Source organism: Niallia sp. CD-39 (assembly GCF_059874745.1).
The window spans coordinates 650481-671493 of record NZ_JCBCPS010000001.1 but is presented as its reverse complement, the minus strand read 5'-3'; the positions used below and the strand labels follow the sequence as shown (position 1 = coordinate 671493).

Below are 21013 nucleotides of genomic sequence, written 5' to 3'. Positions count from 1 at the left end.
GAACACTAGGTTCATGAGAGCGAAGGAGTTGGTGTATACTAGCAGAATCAAACTCTCAGTATAGATTGCATCTACATTTGCTTATGCGTTTGCTTCTTCTTTTTCGTATACTGGTACCCAGCCTTCAGGTGTGATAAACAGGCGAACTGCTACAACTTGACGATCTTCAGATAGAGTGAAATAATGGCGAGTATTTTCTGGAACAGAAATGAGATCACCAGGCTCTAAATGAACTTCAAAAAAGCGTTGATCGTTTGCTTGGATGACAAATACACCGTGACCGCTGACGATGAAACGCACTTCATCATCTGTATGGTGATGTTCTTGCTGAAAGTTTTTAAGCAATTGATCAAGATTTGGCGTATCATCTGACAATGAAATGACATCGGCCGCTTTATAGCCGCGTTTTTCAGAGATTGTATGAATTTCTTTGGAAAAAGCATCTAAAATCTTCTGTTTTTCTTCTTCAGAAAGCTTGAATTTTTCTTTCAGATCTTCTTCTAACTGTGATAGATCCCAATTCTCATAGATGACCTCTTGCTCGCTTAAATAAGTTGATACTTCTTCATGTGTTAACAAAACTTCCTCACTGCCTTGAAATTTAATAATAGCCATTATTCATTTCCTCCTCTTAATTGTATAAGTGTTACTGTATATTGAAACAAAAATTCAATTGCTTCCAACCTTTTCTTTGCCTCAAACCCAGTTCTTGCCCATACGGTAATGCCGTGATTTCGGATAAGCACCGCTCCTTGATCCTCATCAACATAAGCTGAAAACTCCTCAGCAAGCTTCGGGATATGAGCATGATTTTCGATAATGGGGACTGTTAAAACATCTTGCTCTTCCCAAAGGTCAAAGGCTTTAATCAACTCTTGATTTTTGAAGCTGACTGAACCCACATCGCCATAGAGTTCAGAGATCACATTATTTGCGACTGTATGAACGTGGAGAACACAGCCTGCGTTTGTTTGTGAATACACTTTGACATGCAGCAGCGATTCTGCTGACGGTTTTAATAAAGTGGCTTCCACAGGATTTCCTTCTTCGTTTATAAGGAGGAAGTCTTCGTCTGTTTGTTTGTATTTGTCTTTGCCGCTCGCTGTAATAAGAATACGCAATGGAGATGTCTCTGATTTCAACGAGATATTCCCACTTGTTCCCATAAACCAATCGCGATTCGCAAGAGATTTTTTCAGTTCTGCAAGCTCGTTCCAGCTGGTTGTTAAAGTGGTCATCGTGCAACCTCCTGAGCGTTTTTTACAAATTCCAAGCAATCATAAAAATCATGAAATGGTTCGTACGGAATGCTTAATTCTTTACATTTTTCAACAAGAAAATCACGAGCAAATACGATGTCTGCTGTTTTGGCTGCTTCTAAATCAGTGATTGAATCACCGATGACAATTTTTGTCGCGTTTGGATCTGCTGTTTTTCGAATAATGCTCGGTTTACAACAGCCACAGCCTTGTGATGAACAAACTGAATCGCATGAGTGGGGGTAATGAATCAAAATATGCTCGGTTGTAAAGTCAGCTACATTGCAATACACATCGGTAAATGGACCGTATTTAGATAGAACCGGGTACAAAAAGAAATCAATCCCACCGCTTACAACATAAAAGGGAATATCGTTTTTTCTTGCGTAGTCAACAAATTCAGCAAATCCGTCTCGAATCACAGCATCTTGAATAACAAATTGAATGATCTCTTCCTTTGTGGAAGAAGGCAATAATGCAAATAGTGCTTTTACACCTTCGTTGATCGATAGCTCTTGTGAAAAGATCTTTTGTTTGATACCTTCTGCTTCTGGAGGTGCAAATCTATTCATAATTTCAACGATGTTATCGTTTTTTGTAATCGTTCCATCAAAGTCACAATAAATCACAGTTTTCAACTTAATTTCCCCCCCATAAAGAAAGCGCGGATGCAAGCTCTTGATGATTATTTGCGATTTCTGCAAGGCTTTTATTTTGAAGGACACCGTCTATCGTCTGACGAAATGCCTTCGCACCACTTGATGCACCACCGGGATGACCGTGAATACCTCCTCCAGCATTGATGACACTATCAATGCCAAAATCATTTATTAAATCTGGTACAAGAGCTGGGTGAATGCCAGCTGACGGTACTGGGAATGCTGGCGCCCACTCTACCCCAGATTTTAATTCATGTGCTATTGATCTTGTAGCTGACTTTTCGAGTGCAACACTTCCATATGGAGAGGGAAATAGTGAGAAGTCTGCTCCGGCAATGCGCACCAATTTTCCAAGAAGTAATCCGTGAGCGACACCGTAAAATCTCGATGAAGTACTGGCACCACTATAGGACGGGTGAACCATTAATGGCAATTGGACTTCTTTGCTTTCCGCTAATTCTTGCAAAACATCTAAACCATATGTATGTACATTTAGAAGCAAGGCATCTGCTCCAAGCTCTTTTGCTCTTCTTGCTTTATCGTGTAAATCTCTCGTTCTTCCTGATAAATTTATGGCGTAAAGCGTTTTTTCTCCCGTTTGCTCATAAACGTCAAGAAGTACTTCCTTACCTGCTACAATTCTTTGTTCAAATGGTGTATTTTCGTTTTCAAACAAAATTTCGTCATCTTTAACAAGGTCGACACCACCTAAAGCCTGCTGCTTTAATTGCTGAGTTAAAAAGTGGATGTCTTTGCCGATTACTCCTTTAAAAATACTCATGAGGAGGGGGCGGTGCTCGACATTTACTATTTTCCTAATTCCTGCTATACCAAAATTAGGTCCAGGGAATAAACGGCTATAATTAGAGTCAAACTGTAAATCTAGCAATTTTACTTCACCATCAAGTGACAGCTTACCAAATGTTGTTGTGAGAATAGCTGGTAAATCATTTGAGAAATTGGCGATTGGATAGGCGATTGCCAGCTCTGCTCGAACATACCCGACTTTATCTGGGTGTTCATCATTGTAAAATTCTTTTACAGCATGAACACGCCCTTTATGTTTTTTTAGCTGCTGCTGTTCGATTAACGGCAAGTTTGTCCAGGAACCAATCGTTAAGCCAAGTGCGATCTTTTCTGCTTTTTTTTCGAAGGAACCAGGGCGTCCATATACCTGATACGTTGCAATTACTTCTGTCATTATCTTTCCTCCCAAGAAATTCAAAATAAAAAACCTCTTCAAATAAGAAGAGGTTAATCATGAATTAACACCTTCTTATCCATCAGCATAAAGCTGCAAGAATTAGCACCGTGTCCAGTTATGGATCGGTTGCCGGGCTTCATTGGGCTCGTCCCTCCGCCTACTCTTGATAAGAAAAAAATCGATGATATTAATTTGTATTTGTTATCAAGAATTATTACACCAACACATTAAAACTGTCAATAAAGAATTTTTAATTTTTATGTTCGCCTTGCTATGAATATATGCAAAGAGTGTCTTTCCTAATTCATGAACAGAAAATTGTTTTTTAGGAATAATCACTCGGCCAAGAGCATACGTTGGTGCAAACGAAAGAAAAATAAAAAAATAGATTGACATTTGATTTCTTTAGGTGCTACGATGTTTTTCGAATAATCAAAAGTGAATAAGAATTACACTCTTATCAAGAGCTGGTGGAGGGGATATTGGCCCGATGAAGCCCAGCAACCGACCGTAATATCGTTGTGAGACGAGGCGCATACATCGTAATTGTTGCGCCAATTGTAGGGCACGGTGCTAATTCCATTTTGGATTTTTTAGTCCAGAAAAGATGAGAGGCAGATTGTATAGATGATGCCTCTTTCGATGTGAAAGGGGTTTTTATTTTTTTAGAAAGGGTGAATGCAATGTCGTTATTAGAAAAAGAGGTTTTTGTTAACTTCACAGAGGATACAGCGATTCAATTCGCCAAAGAGAAAGGTTTTTTTGCTCAAGAAGATTCTCTCACTTGTCATGAAATTGGTGATGGCAATTTAAACTATGTATTTCGTATTGTTAACCACACAAAAGGAAAAAGCGTTATTTTAAAACAGGCATTGCCATATGCAAAGGTTGTTGGAGAAAGTTGGCCATTAACGATCAAAAGAGCAACGATTGAAGCAAATGTACTTAAAAAACATGGTGAGTTTGTGCCAAGCCTTGTCCCAAAGGTTTTATTTACAGATGAAAACTTTGCTCTCACAGTCATGGAGGACTTGTCACATTTAAAAATCGCCCGAACGGGTTTAATTGAGGGGGAGCATTATCCAGATTTAGCAGTTGATATTGGAACATATATGGCAAAAACTTTGTTTTTTACATCAGATTTAGCACTTCATCCTTTTGAAAAAAAGGAGCTTGTTGCCTCATTCCTAAATCCTGAGCTTTGCAAGATTACCGAGGATCTTGTGTTCACAGATCCATTCTTTGATGTGGATACGAATGATTTTGAAGCAGCTTTATCAACAGAAGTGGAGAAGATTTGGAAAAACGAGCAGCTCTTAGGCGAGGTGGCAAAATTAAAAAAATCTTTTCTTACAGAATCAGAAGCATTGCTTCATGGGGATTTACATACAGGTAGTATTTTTGTGAGTAAAAACGAAACGAAGGTGATTGATCCAGAATTCGCCTTTTATGGGCCAATCGGCTTTGATGTTGGGCAGTTTATTGCAAACTTAACTTTTCAAGCACTTGTGAGAGAAGGGGTTGAGAAGGATCTCGTTTTACGTGATATTGAAAAAACTTGGGAAACATTTTATTATCTGTTTTCGCAATATTGGGAAAATAACTCAGTTGAGCGATTTACACAAATAAACGAGTTCAAAAAGCATTTTCTAGGTAAGATTCTAGAGGATGCAGCAGGATTTGCCGGTTGTGAGCTCATTCGCAGAACAATTGGATTGTCGCATGTAAAAGATCTGGACGGGATCGAAGATGAAGCAGAACGATTATTAGTAAAAAGAAATGCATTACAGCTTGGAACTACACTCATTATGAATCGTGGAAAGATCCATACAATTCAAGACTGGGTGAAACTAATTGAGGGGCAATAAGGAATGAATACTATACCAGTTTCACTTATTTGGAAAAATCAAAAGCTCATCGTCTTAGACCAAACTAAATTGCCACATGAAGTTGTTTATCAAGAACTAACGAGCATTGATGAAGTATATGAGGCAATCGTTTCAATGAAGGTGAGAGGTGCTCCAGCAATTGGCATTGCAGGTGCCTATGGTCTCGTATTAGGTGCAAAGCAAGCTAGGAATCTATCACCCGAGTTATTCAAACAAAAAATGAATGAACATTACTCGTATTTGCTTCAATCAAGACCAACTGCTATTAATTTGAAGTGGGCATTGGATCGCATGATTACAGTAATAAAAGAAGAAGTAACAGCTTCTGTTGCTTTGAATCGTCTAATAGACGAAGCGAGAAAAATACATAAAGAAGATGAAGAGGCTTGTAAAAAAATAGGGTCTTTCGGACTGCAGTTATTGCAAGGAAAGAAAAACATTATGACGATCTGTAATGCAGGTTCAATCGCAACAGCAAAATATGGTACAGCATTAGCTCCGTTCCACTTAAGTGTTGAACAAGGACAGCAATTTCATGTATTCGCTTGTGAAACAAGACCGGTTATGCAAGGGGCGAGATTGACTGTTTGGGAACTTCAACAATCTGGCGTGGAGGTTACGTTAATTACAGATAGCATGGCAGCACATACCATTAAGGAAAAGAGTATTGACGCAATCATCGTTGGAGCTGATCGAATCACAACAAATGGTGATGTAGCTAATAAAATTGGGACATTAAATTTGGCGATTCTCGCACAAACATTTCACATTCCTTTTTATGTGGCGGCGCCTTCATCGACTTTTGATTTAACGTTGGCAAGTGGTGATAGCATCCCAATCGAAGAAAGAAGTCAAATAGAAGTAACGTCTTTAAACGGACATCAAATTGCTCCGGTAGGTACAAAGGTGTTTAATCCAGCATTTGATGTCACACCAAGTTCACTCGTAACAGCGATTATAACAGAGAAGGGCATTGTTCACCCAAAGAATGTTCAAAGTTTGAAAACGTTCATCCGTTTTATTAAGGGGGAAGAAAAAGTCAATGAAACCGTATAAAAGTATAGTACTCATTTTGTTAGCGACTTTGCTGATGCTATCAGGCTGTCAGCCGAAAGGACAATCTAGTTTAGAAGCAAGCAACAGTGGAGATAAGGCAGACGCACAAACAGATCATCCACTCGCAAATAAAAAAATTGCTCTCATTATGCAAATTAATTTAGGCACATTTTCAGCGCAATACATCGAAGGAGTTAAAAATCAAGTTGAGCGCTTCGGTGGAACGGTTCAAGTGTTTCCTTCAGAAGGAGACCTAGCTAAAATGGCTTCAAATTTGGATGCTGCGATCAATCAAAGATTTGATGGAATCTTAATTGATCATGGGACGAAGGAAGCTTTAACACAAGGTGTAGAAAAAGCGTTGGCTGCAAACATTCCAGTCGTCGTTTTTGATGCTGATATTGAAGTGGAAGGAGTTCCAGTCCTGCATCAAGGTGATGCAGAAATGGCCGAACTCACTTTGAACAAATTAGCTGAGGACGCTAATGGAGAAGCGAATATCGTTAAAATTTGGGTCGCTGGTTTTGCCCCTATGGAGAGACGACAAGTCGCCTATTCACAATTTATTGACCAAAACCCTACTATCAAAGAAATTGCTACATTTGGTGCTGCGACTGACAATACTGCCTTAGACACTCAAGCTCAAATGGAAGCTTTATTAAAGCAATATCCAAATGAAGGTGAAATCACCGCTGTATGGGCAGCATGGGATGAGTTCGCAAAAGGTGCTGTAAGAGCAATTGAACAAGCAGGAAGAACGGATATTAAGGTATATGGCATTGATATAAGTGATGAAGATTTGCAAATCATTCAAAAGGAGAATAGTCCATGGGTCGCAACGGCTGCAGTTGACCCAAAGGATATTGGGAGAATTCAAGTTCGTTATCTTTATCAAAAATTAAATGGAGAAACCCCTCCGAATGAAATTGAGCTTCAGCCTGTTTTTGTAGAAAAAGATCAACTACCAGAACAACAAATTACTACAGATCAACTAGCCGAATACATTGACGACTGGGGAGCAAGCGATCAAGGCTACACAGAAACACTTAAGGAATTAGAAGGTAAATAGTTTCTAAGTAGGCGCAGAAGGGGCTTCCCTTAACTTTCTGCGTCTTTTTTAAAAGGATAGATTATCATGTGTACTCACAACAGCAGAAAGGAGCGGTGACGAATTGAGTGACCTACTAGAAGTAGAGCGTATTCATAAAAGCTTCGGAGCAACAAAGGCTTTAAATGAAGTGAGCTTTCAGCTTAAACAAGGTGAAATTCATGCTCTATTAGGGGCGAACGGTGCTGGAAAAAGCACGTTAATTAAAATAATTGCAGGTGTTTTTTCTCAAGATGATGGAAAATGGTTTCTTGAAGGAAAGCCGATGATGTTAGCACATCCTAAAGAAGCAAAGGAAAATGGCGTTTTTTGTGTCTATCAGGAGGTGGATACGGCCATTGTAAAGGATTTAACGGTAGCTGAAAACATTCTATTAGATTCATTTGCATCCAGCAATAAACTGTTTTACTCTAAGAAATTATTACAAAGTAGAGCAAAGGAAGCTCTACATAAGATTGGTGCAACGTCGATCGATGTTACACAGCAAGCTTCAACTTTGACCCTCGCCGAGAAGCAGCTTGTTCTCATTGCAAGAGCGCTTGTTCATTTTGCAAAAGTCATTATTTTTGATGAACCAACAGCACCGCTATCATCGAATGAGACAGAGCGTTTATTTGCAATTATGAAGAGTTTGAAGGAAGAAGGGGTATCATCAATCTACATTTCGCATCGCTTAGCAGAAATTGAAGAAATATGCGACAGAGTTACCGTCATGAGGGATGGAAGAAATGTTTACACTGGTGAAGTACAGAAAACAGAACAAATTGATTTAATTCGTTATATGCTTGGCGAATCATTGGCCGGTTTAACTGCTAGGGACAGTCAAACGAGTGGTCAAAAAATTTTATCAATTGATCACTTTTCAGATGCTGAGAGTTTAAAGGACATTTCATTTGATGTACACGCTGGACAAATTGTCGGTGTAGCAGGCGTAGTTGGAGCTGGGAAAACGGAATTAGCGAAGGCGATAATTGGTGCAAGAGAGAAGATAAGGGGAGAGCTTTATTTACATAATCAAAGTATAAAAGTCATTCACCCACACGATGCGATTCAAAAAGGAATCGTTCTTGTTCCTGAAGAGCGGAGAAAAGAGGGGCTGTTTATACATGATCCGATCCGCAGCAATTTAACTTTTCCAAACTTAAAAGAATTTGCAACAAGAATGTTTATCAACAAGAAAAAAGAATGGACCTTTTCCAATAAGATGATGAAAAAACTTCATATTAAAGCAAAGTCTGCAAACACTGAATTGAATCAATTAAGTGGCGGCAACCAGCAAAAGGTCGCGATTGGAAAATGGATGTCAATAGATGCAAGTATCTATTTATTCGATGAACCAATGAAGGGTGTCGATATCGGAGCACGTAAAGAAATATTTGATTTGATGGTTTCTTTAGCAGATGAAGGCAAAGGGCTTGTGTACTTTTCTAGTGATGTACAAGAGCTGTTGTTAATTTGTGATCATATATATGTTTTGTATGAAGGCGAGATCGTTCAATCATTTGATCGAAAGGAAGCATCACATGAAAGAATCCTCCTATATGCAAGTGGGGGAAAGGAGAAAGTAGATGAAGGCAAAGGCAATTCCATTTTTATATAAATATGGTGCAATTGTATTGTTAATTAGTATCATTCTCTATTTTAGTACAGTTAGCTCAGCGTTTTTCTCTTATGGAAACATGAGTGATATTTTGCGATCGATATCGATTGTAACCGTGCTTGCACTTGGTGTTACATTTACACTGGTAGTAAATGGATTTGATTTATCAGTCGGCTCAACAATGTCTTTATCAACTGTTGTCACTGCATCGTTAATGGTATGGTATGATCTTCCACTATGGCTTGTATTACTCGTTCCGATAATCATTGGGGTTCTTGTCGGTCTATTCAATAGCTTCCTCATTATCACACTAGGAATTCCAGATTTATTGGCAACATTAAGTACAATGTACATTGTTGCAGGCTTACATCGAACTTATACTGAAGGATACTCAATCTATAATCATATGCCCCTAACCTCTGGTGGGACCGCAATCGGGAAAATATCTGATGAATTTCTTTGGCTTGGACAAGGGCATTTACTAGGATTGCCAGTTCCTGTTTGGATGATGATGATTCTTATTTTCATTAGTTATGTCGTTCTTAATCATATGAGATATGGAAGAATACTTTATATGACTGGAGGAAATGAAGAGGCTGCGACTTTGTCTGGAGTGAGAGTCAATCGAGTAAAATGCAGTGCTTATATAATTTCTAGTATTTTTGCTGCCATTGCAGGGATATTATTTACAGCAAGGGTAGGATCTGGTCAAATCGATGCTGGCGCACCATTATTAATGGAGGCGGTAGCAGCAGCATTCGTAGGCTACGCAGTACTTGGTGCTGGCAAGCCAAATGCAATTGGAACATTTTTTGGGGCGGTATTAATCGGCATTTTATTGAACGGGTTAACAATTGCTAACCTCCCATACTATGCTTTTGATATAGTAAAAGGCACGATTTTAGTGCTTGCACTAGCTGTTACCTACTTGCATGCAAAAAATAAATGGACTTCTAAGGCATCTAGTACGTAGAAAAAAATTGAATGGCACCGCCATTGTTAGAGGCGATCTAACAATGGTAGGTGCTTTTTCTTCGGTAGTTCTGAAAGAATCATTCCTAGAAAAATGAGAAAACAGCCAAAGATTGCTGAATAGGTTAGTCGATCATCAGCAAAAAAGTAGCCAGTTAATGCAGCAAAAACAGGTTCTGTTGCAAAGATTAATGCTACTCGTGTTGGGGTAGTATATTGTTGAAAATAGGTTTGTACTAAAAAAGCAAAGGCGGTTGCAAAAATGGCTGTTATTAGCAGTGCTGTGAATACTTCAGGTTGCAGAAGTACGGATGCTTTCAGACTTGACTGCCAATTCTCTGTGAAGAGGGCCATTATAAATGATGCGAATGAGACAAAACTAATTTGAATAATTGTTAATAGAAGTACCGGATGCTTTCTGCTAAAAATTCCAGTGAAAATAATATGTAATGCGAAGCCAATTGCACAAATAAATACGTAAAAGTCACCGATATTTAATGGAGTTGAGTTTGTCATTGTTAATAAAAACAACCCAAAAGCAGCGAGCGCTGTACCCATTATTGCGAATTTAGTCGGCAAAGATTTTAATAGCAACAAACTGAATAAAGGCACTAACACAACACTAAGTCCAGTAATAAAGCCTGCTTTAGATGTGCTTGTATGCATCAGGCCTAATGTTTGAAAAGCATAGCCAATTAAAAGCCAAAATCCAATAAAACACCCTGAAACAAGAATTTGTCTATTAAGAATAACAAGTTGTTTTCTTTGAAACAGAAGCAACCAAATAAATAAAATGAGAGCAGCCAAAAAAAAGCGAATTGCATTAAAGGAGTGTGGCTCTAAAAAAGAAATCGCATTTTGGACGACCACAAATGTCGACCCCCAAACAAAGGCGACAAGTAGCAATGCGATATTGGATGTTAATGTGGATTTCAACATTGTTCCCCCTAATCATTTTGCGAAATGGCGGATCTTGCTAACAAATCAGCCGATTTATTTTGTGAACTTGGAATCCATTTCATAAAAAATAAATCAAATTGCTTCGTTAATTGAAGCGCCTCTTCTAAAAGAGGGGCATATTTTTTGTTTTTGACAAACTCTTTTTCAAACGCTCGATTAACAGCTTGTGAATCTGTTCGAAATGAAACCATTTTATAATCATGATTTAAGCAAATTTTTAGCGCTAATAGGAAAGATCGAAATTCAGCTTCATGATTTTCCATCACACCTAGAGGAATCGAATGTCTTTCAACTTCTCCATTAGCGATGATGAAAATTCCTGCGCCACTTGGTCCAGGGTTCCCTGCACTTGCACCATCAATATATACCTCGATCAACTGGTCATCAACTCCTAAAAATGAATATGTTTATGCGCCTAGAAGATAGTGTATCATAAAAAGGCAATGACCGGATTTCTCATTTCAACCTTAGGAAATACGCTATGAAAGGAGAGGGCAACTGTATGAAATATAAAATTCAATGGGATTATAAAAGCAAAAGTGGAACAACAATATCATTTACATCTGATTTACTGGATGCTGACTCTGCATTACAAGCTGCAATCGAGCTTGAATCTTCTAATAGAAGCAAGAATCTACTACTTATTGATGAACAATCTACTTCATGGACAACGAAGGAAATGAAGAAATTATTGGAGGAAGTGGAAGAAGAGCCTCATGACCTTCAAATCTATTTTGATGGGGGCTTTCACAGAACGAACCGAGACGCAGGACTTGGAGCGGTTATCTACTACAAACAAGCAAAGAAAAAGTATCGAATGCGTGTCAATGAAGTTGTAGATGAACTAGAAAATAACAATGAAGCGGAGTATGCAGCACTATACTTCTCATTAACTTTATTAGAAGAGCTGGAAGTATCTAGAGTATCATGTGAAATTCTCGGCGATGCTCAAGGTGTGTTAATGCAGTTAAAAGGAGAATGGCCATGTTATGATGAAAATTTGATTAAATGGCTTGATCGAATTGAGGGGAAAATAAAGACATTGAAATTGCATGCCACTTTTACACCAATCGCAAGAAATGAAAACAAAGAGGCTCATAAATTGGCTACACAGGCATTGGAAGGCAAACAAATTGAAAGTCGGGTGCAAATTCTTTAAGATGAAACAGGTTAAGAACTAGGGGTGACATACTTGAAAAGAAAACAGCTTTTAAAAGAAATCGAGAAACTAGCTGATGACTTCTGTGAAGGCTGTTTCTTATTTCAGCATCATAAGCAAGAAAGCAGCAGAAGGGCTGCACATCGCTTTTGTATTTCACAATGTACAGTTGGCGAAAAGATCAAAAGAATTGGAAATCAATTAACGAAGGGCACTTAAAAAGGCTGGCAGAAGCCAGCCTTACTAATTTAAGAAATTATAATTTTACAACGTTAGATGCTTGTGGTCCACGATTTCCTTCTACGATTTCGAAAGAAACTTCTTGTCCTTCTTCTAAAGATTTGAATCCGTCACCTTGAATTGCTGTGAAGTGTACGAATACATCGTCTCCACCTTCAACTTCGATGAAACCGAAACCTTTTTCATTGTTAAACCATTTTACTTTACCGTTTTGCATGTTAACTTTTCCTCCTAAACCTTAGAAGACACAATCGTGTCCCAGATAAATATTCTCATCCAACATCATTTATTTCTCATTTTTATGGGATAATCGGAAATATATTCTGTTAAATGATGATTATAATATACACGAATGCACAGAATCAGTCAAGAAAAGATGCAGATTTTTTTATAAAACAGTAAAATATTTAAAATATTTAGAAAATAAATTATAATGATTATAAAATTGAGTGATGACAAGGAATGGTGACTGTATGATTCGTTATGCACATGATGAATTCGAATGGATCATCCGTTTTTCAAAAAAGCTAATCATAGGAGAAGAGATTCGAACAGAAATTGCTGAATCAATTATAAAGATGGGGCAACAGTTGCACGAGTTTAACAACGGTGATTGCTTTTTTATTCATTTACAAGGAATTGGAGGTGTAGTTGTAGTAATAGAAAAGATTCCATCACTTATTTTAACAATTGCATCCATTATAAACGAGGAAAACTGGTATGAAGTGAAGGATGGAAATATAAAGCGTTATTTAGCGTAAAACATTAGGCGAGATTGTAGACGAAGTCGATTTCCGACTTTGTCTACATGTTTTATAAGAGGAATTATTAATAATAAGAGAAACCACTCAAACTATCTTAAAAACGTTTGTCTAACTTGGCGTGAAGTAGAGTGAAGACCCGAATAGAACATTCGGTTCTTGAGGGAACTTTAATGCTAAACAACGAGATATGCATGCGTTTGTCAACACTCTGAACTGTAAGCTCATTTTGAAGCCTGCAGTTCTTTTTGTATTTAAAAAAAATTTATAAAAAGCTTGTATTTTTTGTGATAAATTATTGACTTTTTGTGAGTAAAGTTTAAAATGTTGCCTAAGGGAAACTTTTATAACTAAAACTAAAAAGTATGAATATAACTAAAAGAGTGCACCTAGGGTAAAACATGTGCATATACTCATTTACACATAGAGGAGGAAAAATGAAATGAAGAAAAGTCTTATTATTTTGGTATCAGCAGTCATATTGTTTTTAGTAGCATGCTCAAATTCTGCTAATACCACAGAAGAACTGGAAGGGAAATGGAAAGTAACAACAACAATCGAACAAATAGCAGACGGCGTTAGGAATATAGGTGGAGATAAGGTTGTAGTGGAAAGCTTGATGGGACCAGGGACAGACCCACACATGTATAGTGCAACACATGGTGATATTGCAAAATTAAACGATGCAGACATCATTTTTTACAACGGTTTACAGCTTGAAGGGAAAATGAATGAGATTTTAGAAAAAATGAATGAAACAAAACCTACTTTTGCAGTTGCTGATAAACTTTCAGAAGAAAAGTTATTGATTGATGAGGAAGATGGGGCTAGTTTAGATCCACATGTATGGTTTGATATTCAAATTTGGAAAGAAGCATTAGAGGTTGTTGCAAATGGTTTGAAAGAATTAGACCCAGAGCACGCTGACTTTTACGAAGATAACAAGAAGAATTATTTTGCAGAACTTGATGAGCTTCACTCATCTGTAATTGATCAAATTGGCACAATTCCTGAAGAGCAGCGTGTTTTAGTGACTGCACATGACGCATTCGGTTACTTTGGAAATGCTTACGGAATGGAAGTTGTTGGATTACAAGGGTTAAGCACTGATTCAGAATTCGGTTTAGCAGATATTAATCAACTAGTTGACTTAATTGTTAATAGAGAGATTAAAGCAGTCTTTATAGAATCTAGCATATCAGATACTACAATCGTTCCAGTAATTGAAGGGGCGAAGTCGAGAGGTCAAGAAGTAGAAATTGGTGGAGAGCTCTACTCAGACGCAATGGGCGAGGCAGGTACACCTGAAGGAACGTATATTGGTATGTTTAAAAAGAACATCGAAATTATAGTAGAGGCGCTGAAGTAGGAGGAGTAAGAATGAATCCTTTAGAAGTTCATGAATTAACAGTCGCATATCATGAAAAACCAGTATTGAAAAACGTTTCATTTGCGATACCTGAAGGCCAATTAATAGGATTGATTGGACCGAATGGAGCCGGAAAATCCACATTAATGAAGGCGGTTTTGCAGCTTGTTTCTAAAACCGAAGGTGAAATTCGTATTTACGATCAGCCGTATTCAACGAAAAATCGGCTTGTAGGATATGTCCCTCAACGTGGTTCTGTTGACTGGGATTTCCCTACAACTGTATTTGATGTGGTGCTAATGGGGAGATATGGTCACATTGGTTGGTTTAAGTGGTCAACTAAAAAGGATCGTGAATTTGCAATGGAATGTTTAAGCAAAGTCGGCATGGAGGAGTTTGCTGATCGACAAATCAGCCAATTATCAGGGGGCCAGCAGCAGCGGGTCTTCTTGGCAAGGGCGCTTGCTCAGGATGCCAAGGTTTATTTCATGGATGAACCATTTGTTGGGGTAGACGCAACGACGGAAAAGGCGATTATTGGAATATTAAATGAATTAAAGGCGCAGGGAAAAACGGTATTAGTCGTCCACCATGATTTACAAACCGTAAAGGAATATTTTGATTATTTGTTGATGTTAAATATAGAACTAGTTGCATCAGGACCTACTAGGGATGTATTTACGATTGAAAATTTACAAAGAACATATGGTGGAAAAGTAGCGTTTTTAGATCAGCAGCACATGCTGTTGTCACAAAATTGAGGTGGAAGAAGCGATGGAATGGTTTCTATCGACTATTAGTCAATCAAATGTGCAATGGGTTTTATTTGGAACGTTATTTCTTGGAATTGCAAGTGGAGTTGTAGGTAGTATTGCTTTGCTACGTAAGCAGAGCTTAGTAGGGGATGCAGTTGCCCATGCAGCACTTCCAGGAATATGTATTGCTTTTTTAATCATTGGCGAAAAGACATTGATCTTCTTATTAATTGGTGCAACAATCACAGGTTTACTGGCAGCCTACAGCATCCAGTTTATTATTGCAAAATCGGTGATAAAAGAAGACACTGCAATCGCTCTTGTGTTATCAGTCTTCTTTGGATTCGGAATTGTTTTGTTAACTAAGGTTGCTCAGACTTCTGGAGGCAATAAAAGTGGTCTGAATGATTTTATTTTCGGAAAAGCAGCTTCTATGATATCAGGAGATGTGAAACTAATGGCTTTTACATCAATTGTCGTCATCATCATCTCGATTTTGTTTTTTAAAGAGTTTAAAGTACTGACATTTGATGAGGATTTTGCGAAAAGCATTGGCTTGCCTACTGGTAAACTTCACTTTCTGTTTATTACATTATTGGTTGTTGTCATTGTAATCGGTATCCAAGCAGTGGGTGTCATTTTAATGGCTGCTTTATTAATTACGCCTCCGATCGCTGCAAAATATTGGACGAATTCATTCAAAGTGATGATGACTCTTTCGGCAATTTTTGGCGGAGTCTCTGGAATGGTTGGGACGCTGTTAAGTACGTTAAAGCCGGGTTTATCTACTGGACCATTAATTGTTATAACTGCAACCGTGATTTTCTTTTTCTCTTTTCTATTTGCCCCTGAAAAAGGATTTATCTCAAGTATTTTGCGAAAAGCAATTGTCGATAAACGTATTCGGGCAGATCTTGCATTAAAGAGGGGAACAGGGGGAAATCAAGATGAGCTATGAGGTCTGGATCTTAGTAATTGGATCTCTGACGGGAATTACATGTGGGATGATCGGCTGTTACTTGATTGTAAGAAAGCTATCTATGCTAGCAGATGCAATAAGTCATACGGTCTTGCTCGGAATTGTCATGGCGTTTCTTATAAGTCAAACGATGAACGGCGTTTACATGTTTATCGGAGCTGCCATCACAGGTCTTGCAACAGCGTTCTTTGTCCAAACGTTAAACCGGTATGGAGTTCAAGCGGATGCATCAATTGGAGTAGTCTTCACCTTTCTATTTGCGGTGGCAGTTTTGCTTATTTCATTATTCGCAAACTCCGTCCATTTAGATGTTGACCATGTTTTAATGGGCGAGATTGCCTTCACACCATTTGATCTTGTTCAAATTGGATTTTTACCACCTATGCCCAAAGCCTTTCTCATGTTGGCGTTTGTATTACTTTTAAATATCATCTTTATTTTCCTTTTCTATAAGGAGCTAAAGATTACATCGTTTGACCCACAAATGGCGGCTGCAATTGGGTTGCCGGTCATGTTTATCCATTACTTATTAATGGGGATGGTGTCAGTCACAACTGTTGCTTCGTTTGATAGTGTAGGAGCAATATTAGTTGTTGCCATGCTAATCGTACCTGGTGCAACAGCCTATTTATTAACTAATCGATTAAGTAAAATGTTAATCATTAGTGCACTAGTAGGTGTGGCCTCAGCATTTATAGGCTATTACCTAGCAAGCCTATTTAACGTTTCAATATCTGGAAGCATGGCAACGAGTGGAGGAATCTTATTCATCCTCGCGCTTTTCTTCTCTCCATCAAAAGGGATCATCTGGAAAAGAAAATATCGAGAATATATCGAAAGCATGGAGAAGTAAATTCTTCATGCTTTCTTTCATATGAATTTGTGTTCTATATAGTCCTTCCTTTTATTTATTCTAGGAATTATAAAGAGTAAAAAATGAAATAGTATGTAGAATTTACATATTACTAAATGAATAAGGAATACATATCTCGAGGCATAAAAATGTAACAAGAAATAATTGTGATAAGTCTTTTAGTACTCCGCAAAAACATATTGAATGGAAAATGAATGATTCAAGTAAATTATTGGAGTTTAAAAATATATTTATAAAAATGTCAAAGAAGGGGAGATTAAACAATGCAAACAAGAAATACCGTTATTAGAAGACTGTAAAAAAACTATGAGCATTATTAGTCGAATATTAAAAGGAGATATGTTATTATTATTTCGAGATAAATTATTTCGAGATAATTATCTTAACTACACATCAAAGGGGATTTGAAAATGAACTTTCAAGATAAAGTAATCATCGTTACAGGAGCAGCTGGGGGTATCGGGAAAGAAGTAGTAAAAAAAGTTGCGAATGGTGGGGCAAAGGTAGTACTAGTCGATTTAAATAAAGAAGCAATTGAGTCTGTACAATCGGAGCTTCAATTAACTCAAGAAAACAGTTTAGTTGTACAAGCTGATGTATCGAGTGAAGAAAATGTTAAAAATTACGTAGACCAAACAATGGCTAAATTTGGTCGAATTGATGGTTTTGTAAATAATGCAGGGGTTGAAGGACCGGCTAAACTAATTGAGGAAATATCAGAAAAAGAATTTGATTTTGTTTATGGCATTAATGTTAAAGGTGTGTTATTCGGCCTTAAACACGTATTGCCAGTTATGAAGCAACAAAAAGTTGGCTCTATTGTTAATACATCATCTGTAGCTGGGCTAATTGGTTCACCTAGTATGGGTTTGTATAATTCATCGAAACATGCAGTAATGGGACTAAACAAAGTAGCAGCTTTAGAAGCAGCAGCTTTTAATGTTCGTGTGAATACTGTTAATCCTGGTGTTATTAATACTCAAATGATGCGTAATATTGAAGCTAATGTTTCCGCGGATGCAGAAGCTGCAAAACATGCTTATAATGATGCCGTACCAATGAAACGTTATGGAGAACCAGAAGAAGTAGCAAATGTTATTGCATTCTTACTATCTGATGAATCATCTTACGTTAGTTCATCTGCATATACGATCGATGGCGGATTATTTAACGTTTAATAAATCTAAATAGGAGTAGATCTTCTACTCCTTTGAAAATGTAGACAAAGTCGATTCCTGACTTTGTCTACATTTGTTTTGTTAAACTTTTTATTAACAAGAGAAACCCGGTCGAGTAAAGACCCAAAAGAGCACAAGTTTCATGAGGGTACTTGGATACCAAACAACAATGTATGCGAACGTTAGTCAACAGAAGGAGTAGATTTTCTACTTCTTTTTTGTTTGGGCTGATTTCATAATTCAATTTCAAAATCGGGGGAGTTGCGTTTCGTAAACTGGGAGAGATGCATGTTTATACAACTAATTGAAAGCTGTAGAAGATTCATTTAAAAAGCTGGATTTTTCTAGTTGCTTCATAAATAACGTTAAGAAAGGGTTAGTTGTTTTTGTCTATTTATCCCACTAGTTGTCGCAATTTGTCGAATTAAATAACTTTTCTGAATGCGATTACAATAATTATAATGAAAACTAATTGTTTTGAGTAAAAAAAATTTAGTATTGGTTGTGGTTAAAGATGGACAACAAGAAGAATGAGAATGGGCTATCACTATACGAGCTGGATAAAAACTATCTTACATACAATTTAACGAAAGAGAAAAACTTTAAGATTCCTACTATTTATGGTATGAGAACTGTTACTAGTAATGATTTGAATGAGTATATATTAGAACTGCAATCAAAAGATGAAATTAGAGCATTAGTAGGGATGATAAAAATGATAAAGAAAAGAAATATGCCTGTAAGACCTTTTTTCAGAACAATTGGGATAGGTCTTCTTTCAAAAAGCCATTTTTTATCTTGTTTTTGTCTTAGTGTATCTCTATCTATCCTTTAAATAAATCATAAAGACTTCAAAGATATGCATAGAAAGATCTTATCTTAATCTAATTTATATTAGGAAAGAAGACCATCTACTCTGTTTAAACTCATCATTTTGAGTAATTACCTTTAGTCAAAATGATGACTCTTATTATGTGTATGGTATGGGTTTGTAAGTGGTATGAGATACCATTTTTTTTAACTGTAATTATTCGGAAAGTGGAAATGCATCTATTGAACCAATAAAAAATCTTTTTTAAAGGTTGAAACTGATTAATCTTTTACCCATACACCTTTCCTCGCTTTTTCTCTACAAATTTATCTTTTTTTCATTAGTATCTAAAATTTGAGATTAAAGAATAATGAAGGTTGCCGATAACTCCATAGTAAGAAAGTAAAGATCAATCTAAAGGGGAACTTTAAATGAAACTGACAATAAAATCTCTTCGAACGAAACTGATCCTGTTATGCATGTCCATGCTACTTATTCCTATAATCCTGTTAGGAATAAGTACATATTTAATTTCGGTTGATGAATTAAAAAAATCTGGTGAAGAACAGATTAAAAGTAGCGTAAAAATGACGCTGGGCATGATTGAATTGGTTAACAATGAAGTAGAAAAAGGAAATCTTAGCCTCGAAGAAGCTCAAGAATCATTGCGTGAGGAATTATTAGGGGTTAGTAATTCAGAAGGAAAACGTGAAATTAATCAAAACTACACTGTTGGAGAAACTGGATATGTGTGGGCAGTAAATGAAGACCAAATATCTGTTATGAATCCAATGAATGAAGGTTCATCTTTAAAAGAGATTAAGCTAGATGATGGAACAGGTATGGGCGATACTTTTTTGAAAACAGCAAATGAAGGTGGGGGATTTGTTTCTTACTCGTGGGAAAACCCACTTACTGGTAACGCTGAATTAAAGCTTAATTACATTGAAAAAGATGAAAATTGGGGTTGGATTATTGGAACAGGTGCATACATGTCTGAGTTTGATGCTGGTGCAAATAAAGTACTACTGATAACACTAATTATAACTGCCACTGCATCAGTCATTGGAATCGCATTGTCTATTCTGTTTGCGAACCGACTTACAAAACCACTTATCTTAGTTGGTAATAGTCTTAAACAAGTTGCTGGAGGAGATTTAACCGTACCAAAGGTGATCGTTAAATCGAAAGATGAAGTTCAGGATTTAGCAAATGATTTTAACAATATGACAGACAGTATAAGGTCACTAATAAATGATGTTTCTCATTCAACTGAACAAGTGGCGTCATCTTCTGAACAACTTATGGCAAGTGCAGAGCAGAATGCTAGAGCATCAGAACTCGTGACTGAATCGATACAAAGTGTAGCCATTGGATCAGAAAATGCGAGTGTAGACTTAGATAGAAGTACATTGTCATTAGAGGAAGTGACTTTAGGAGTCCAAAATATTGCAGAGACCACATCTATCATTGTCGAGGCGGGAAAAGAAGCTGCTAGTCAAGCTAAACAAGGAAGCGAATTAGTAACGACAACGGCTAATCAAATGAATGAAATTGGTAAATCCGTTGAGGTAAGCTCAGATGTATTAAGAACGCTGGAAGAGCGGTCAAAAGAAATTGGCAATATAACTTCCGTAATAAACGATATTGCGGAACAGACGAATCTATTAGCCTTAAATGCAGCAATTGAGGCAGCGAGAGCGGGAGAACAAGGAAAAGGGTTTGCTGTAGTTGCAGATGAGGTAAGGAAATTAGCTGAGCAATCTAGTCAATCTTCGGCCCAAATTACTGAATTGGTTAAGACTATTCAAGTTGATATGCATAAGTCTAACAATTCGATGGGGAAAGTTAAGAGTGATGTCAAAGAAGGTTTACAATTAGTTAGTAAAACAGAGATTAATTTTAAGAGAATATTAGCATCTATGGAAAATGTAAGTTCTCAGATAGAAGAAATTGCTGGGACATCTGAACAAATGTCTGCAAGCTCACAAGAAGTCGCTGCCACTCTAACAGGAGTTAATAGAGTAACAAAAGAAACAACTGAACAGACTCAAACAGTCGCTGCTTCAACTGAAGAACAACTTGCTTCCATAGAAGAAATTTCAGCGTCTGCTTCTGTTCTAGCTAAATTGGCAGGAAGTTTACAAGATAGTGTTTCTAAATTCAAAAGCTAAAGAGTA

The 21013-nt window shown here is 37.2% G+C and carries 22 protein-coding genes and 2 riboswitches; of the genes, 15 read left to right on the top strand and 7 right to left on the bottom strand.

Features of this window, described 5'->3' with window-relative positions:
- Positions 1–81 precede the first annotated feature (81 nt).
- The 4 genes from AC6F34_RS03360 to AC6F34_RS03345 are packed head-to-tail and all read right to left on the bottom strand — an operon-like array spanning position 82 to position 3119.
- Positions 82–615, bottom strand: coding sequence for a 1,2-dihydroxy-3-keto-5-methylthiopentene dioxygenase (locus AC6F34_RS03360; protein WP_500768951.1), 534 nt, complete (start codon positions 613–615; stop codon positions 82–84).
- Positions 615–1238 (bottom strand): methylthioribulose 1-phosphate dehydratase, encoded by a 624-nt coding sequence (locus AC6F34_RS03355; protein WP_500768949.1) that lies wholly within the window; start codon positions 1236–1238, stop codon positions 615–617. The genes AC6F34_RS03360 and AC6F34_RS03355 overlap by 1 nt, the downstream gene beginning before the upstream one ends.
- The gene (locus AC6F34_RS03350; RefSeq protein WP_500770112.1) at positions 1235–1888 is read right to left on the bottom strand and encodes a 2-hydroxy-3-keto-5-methylthiopentenyl-1-phosphate phosphatase; all 654 of its coding nucleotides are present in this window, start codon (positions 1886–1888) and stop codon (positions 1235–1237) included. Before AC6F34_RS03350 ends, AC6F34_RS03355 begins: the two co-directional genes overlap by 4 nt.
- Positions 1889–1898: 10 nt before the next feature.
- Positions 1899–3119 carry a 2,3-diketo-5-methylthiopentyl-1-phosphate enolase gene (locus tag AC6F34_RS03345; RefSeq protein ID WP_500768947.1) on the bottom strand — a complete coding sequence of 407 codons (1221 nt, stop codon included), beginning with the start codon at positions 3117–3119 and terminating at the stop codon, positions 1899–1901.
- Between the two features lie 72 nt (positions 3120–3191).
- Positions 3192–3295, bottom strand: a riboswitch (SAM riboswitch).
- Positions 3296–3576: 281 nt separating this feature from the next.
- Positions 3577–3736, top strand: a riboswitch (SAM riboswitch).
- A gap of 69 nt (positions 3737–3805) precedes the next feature.
- Between AC6F34_RS03345 and mtnK the strand changes: the two genes are divergently transcribed.
- From mtnK to AC6F34_RS03320, 5 genes are all read left to right on the top strand, one after another.
- The gene (gene mtnK / locus AC6F34_RS03340) at positions 3806–4990 is read left to right on the top strand and encodes an S-methyl-5-thioribose kinase (protein WP_500768945.1); all 1185 of its coding nucleotides are present in this window, start codon (positions 3806–3808) and stop codon (positions 4988–4990) included.
- 3 nt (positions 4991–4993) lie between these two features.
- Positions 4994–6067: an S-methyl-5-thioribose-1-phosphate isomerase gene (gene mtnA, locus AC6F34_RS03335; RefSeq protein WP_500768943.1), complete on the top strand. Its 1074-nt coding sequence runs from the start codon at positions 4994–4996 to the stop codon at positions 6065–6067.
- Complete coding sequence (locus tag AC6F34_RS03330; protein WP_500768941.1) at positions 6054–7136, top strand: sugar ABC transporter substrate-binding protein; 1083 nt, start codon at positions 6054–6056, stop codon at positions 7134–7136. Before mtnA ends, AC6F34_RS03330 begins: the two co-directional genes overlap by 14 nt.
- Before the next feature lie 103 nt (positions 7137–7239).
- Positions 7240–8775 (top strand): sugar ABC transporter ATP-binding protein, encoded by a 1536-nt coding sequence (locus tag AC6F34_RS03325; protein WP_500768939.1) that lies wholly within the window; start codon positions 7240–7242, stop codon positions 8773–8775.
- Positions 8744–9748 (top strand): ABC transporter permease, encoded by a 1005-nt coding sequence (locus AC6F34_RS03320; protein ID WP_500768937.1) that lies wholly within the window; start codon positions 8744–8746, stop codon positions 9746–9748. Before AC6F34_RS03325 ends, AC6F34_RS03320 begins: the two co-directional genes overlap by 32 nt.
- 26 nt (positions 9749–9774) lie before the next feature.
- On the opposite strand, the gene AC6F34_RS03315 is transcribed toward AC6F34_RS03320, so the two are convergent.
- Both AC6F34_RS03315 and AC6F34_RS03310 read right to left on the bottom strand, forming a co-directional pair.
- The gene (locus AC6F34_RS03315; RefSeq protein ID WP_500768935.1) at positions 9775–10686 is read right to left on the bottom strand and encodes a DMT family transporter; all 912 of its coding nucleotides are present in this window, start codon (positions 10684–10686) and stop codon (positions 9775–9777) included.
- An 8-nt stretch (positions 10687–10694) separates the two neighbouring features.
- Positions 10695–11084: a reverse transcriptase-like protein gene (locus AC6F34_RS03310; RefSeq protein WP_500768933.1), complete on the bottom strand. Its 390-nt coding sequence runs from the start codon at positions 11082–11084 to the stop codon at positions 10695–10697.
- Positions 11085–11209: 125 nt separating this feature from the next.
- Here AC6F34_RS03310 and AC6F34_RS03305 point away from each other — a divergent pair, with 125 nt between their 5' ends.
- Positions 11210–11866, top strand: a complete 657-nt coding sequence (locus AC6F34_RS03305; protein WP_500768931.1) for a reverse transcriptase-like protein — start codon at positions 11210–11212, stop codon at positions 11864–11866.
- A gap of 24 nt (positions 11867–11890) precedes the next feature.
- On the top strand, positions 11891–12085 hold the full coding sequence (locus tag AC6F34_RS03300) for a zinc-finger domain-containing protein (RefSeq protein WP_500768929.1): 195 nt from the start codon (positions 11891–11893) through the stop codon (positions 12083–12085).
- Between the two features lie 37 nt (positions 12086–12122).
- Here the strand turns inward: AC6F34_RS03300 and cspD are convergent, their stop codons facing one another.
- Positions 12123–12323: a cold-shock protein CspD gene (gene cspD / locus AC6F34_RS03295; protein ID WP_019155915.1), complete on the bottom strand. Its 201-nt coding sequence runs from the start codon at positions 12321–12323 to the stop codon at positions 12123–12125.
- A 256-nt stretch (positions 12324–12579) separates the two neighbouring features.
- Here cspD and AC6F34_RS03290 point away from each other — a divergent pair, with 256 nt between their 5' ends.
- The 8 genes from AC6F34_RS03290 (at position 12580) to AC6F34_RS03255 (ending at position 21007) form a co-directional block, all read left to right on the top strand.
- Positions 12580–12867 carry a hypothetical protein gene (locus tag AC6F34_RS03290; protein WP_500768927.1) on the top strand — a complete coding sequence of 96 codons (288 nt, stop codon included), beginning with the start codon at positions 12580–12582 and terminating at the stop codon, positions 12865–12867.
- A gap of 442 nt (positions 12868–13309) precedes the next feature.
- Complete coding sequence (locus AC6F34_RS03285) at positions 13310–14236, top strand: metal ABC transporter solute-binding protein, Zn/Mn family (RefSeq protein ID WP_500768925.1); 927 nt, start codon at positions 13310–13312, stop codon at positions 14234–14236.
- 11 nt (positions 14237–14247) lie between these two features.
- On the top strand, positions 14248–14997 hold the full coding sequence (locus AC6F34_RS03280; protein ID WP_500768923.1) for a metal ABC transporter ATP-binding protein: 750 nt from the start codon (positions 14248–14250) through the stop codon (positions 14995–14997).
- A gap of 13 nt (positions 14998–15010) precedes the next feature.
- Positions 15011–15949: a metal ABC transporter permease gene (locus AC6F34_RS03275; protein WP_500768921.1), complete on the top strand. Its 939-nt coding sequence runs from the start codon at positions 15011–15013 to the stop codon at positions 15947–15949.
- Entirely contained in the window at positions 15939–16823 is an 885-nt protein-coding gene (locus AC6F34_RS03270; protein ID WP_500768919.1) for a metal ABC transporter permease, read from the top strand. Before AC6F34_RS03275 ends, AC6F34_RS03270 begins: the two co-directional genes overlap by 11 nt.
- A 431-nt stretch (positions 16824–17254) precedes the next feature.
- Positions 17255–18022 carry an SDR family NAD(P)-dependent oxidoreductase gene (locus tag AC6F34_RS03265; protein WP_500768917.1) on the top strand — a complete coding sequence of 256 codons (768 nt, stop codon included), beginning with the start codon at positions 17255–17257 and terminating at the stop codon, positions 18020–18022.
- A 514-nt stretch (positions 18023–18536) separates the two neighbouring features.
- The gene (locus AC6F34_RS03260; protein ID WP_500768915.1) at positions 18537–18857 is read left to right on the top strand and encodes a hypothetical protein; all 321 of its coding nucleotides are present in this window, start codon (positions 18537–18539) and stop codon (positions 18855–18857) included.
- Positions 18858–19264: 407 nt separating this feature from the next.
- Positions 19265–21007, top strand: coding sequence for a methyl-accepting chemotaxis protein (locus AC6F34_RS03255; RefSeq protein ID WP_500768913.1), 1743 nt, complete (start codon positions 19265–19267; stop codon positions 21005–21007).
- The last annotated feature ends 6 nt before the right edge of the window (positions 21008–21013 follow it).

Bases quoted from the DNA above. Each gene is read 5' to 3' on its own strand.
- AC6F34_RS03360 (WP_500768951.1), bottom strand. From the start codon at position 615: ATGGCTATTATTAAATTTCAAGGCAGTGAGGAAGTTTTGTTAACACAT.
- AC6F34_RS03355 (WP_500768949.1), bottom strand. From the start codon at position 1,238: ATGACCACTTTAACAACCAGCTGGAACGAGCTTGCAGAACTGAAAAAA.
- AC6F34_RS03345 (WP_500768947.1), bottom strand. From the start codon at position 3,119: ATGACAGAAGTAATTGCAACGTATCAGGTATATGGACGCCCTGGTTCC.
- mtnK (WP_500768945.1), top strand. From the start codon at position 3,806: ATGTCGTTATTAGAAAAAGAGGTTTTTGTTAACTTCACAGAGGATACA.
- mtnA (WP_500768943.1), top strand. From the start codon at position 4,994: ATGAATACTATACCAGTTTCACTTATTTGGAAAAATCAAAAGCTCATC.
- AC6F34_RS03330 (WP_500768941.1), top strand. From the start codon at position 6,054: ATGAAACCGTATAAAAGTATAGTACTCATTTTGTTAGCGACTTTGCTG.
- AC6F34_RS03320 (WP_500768937.1), top strand. From the start codon at position 8,744: ATGAAGGCAAAGGCAATTCCATTTTTATATAAATATGGTGCAATTGTA.
- AC6F34_RS03315 (WP_500768935.1), bottom strand. From the start codon at position 10,686: ATGTTGAAATCCACATTAACATCCAATATCGCATTGCTACTTGTCGCC.
- AC6F34_RS03305 (WP_500768931.1), top strand. From the start codon at position 11,210: ATGAAATATAAAATTCAATGGGATTATAAAAGCAAAAGTGGAACAACA.
- cspD (WP_019155915.1), bottom strand. From the start codon at position 12,323: ATGCAAAACGGTAAAGTAAAATGGTTTAACAATGAAAAAGGTTTCGGT.
- AC6F34_RS03290 (WP_500768927.1), top strand. From the start codon at position 12,580: ATGATTCGTTATGCACATGATGAATTCGAATGGATCATCCGTTTTTCA.
- AC6F34_RS03285 (WP_500768925.1), top strand. From the start codon at position 13,310: ATGAAGAAAAGTCTTATTATTTTGGTATCAGCAGTCATATTGTTTTTA.
- AC6F34_RS03280 (WP_500768923.1), top strand. From the start codon at position 14,248: ATGAATCCTTTAGAAGTTCATGAATTAACAGTCGCATATCATGAAAAA.
- AC6F34_RS03275 (WP_500768921.1), top strand. From the start codon at position 15,011: ATGGAATGGTTTCTATCGACTATTAGTCAATCAAATGTGCAATGGGTT.
- AC6F34_RS03270 (WP_500768919.1), top strand. From the start codon at position 15,939: ATGAGCTATGAGGTCTGGATCTTAGTAATTGGATCTCTGACGGGAATT.
- AC6F34_RS03265 (WP_500768917.1), top strand. From the start codon at position 17,255: ATGAACTTTCAAGATAAAGTAATCATCGTTACAGGAGCAGCTGGGGGT.
- AC6F34_RS03260 (WP_500768915.1), top strand. From the start codon at position 18,537: ATGGACAACAAGAAGAATGAGAATGGGCTATCACTATACGAGCTGGAT.
- AC6F34_RS03255 (WP_500768913.1), top strand. From the start codon at position 19,265: ATGAAACTGACAATAAAATCTCTTCGAACGAAACTGATCCTGTTATGC.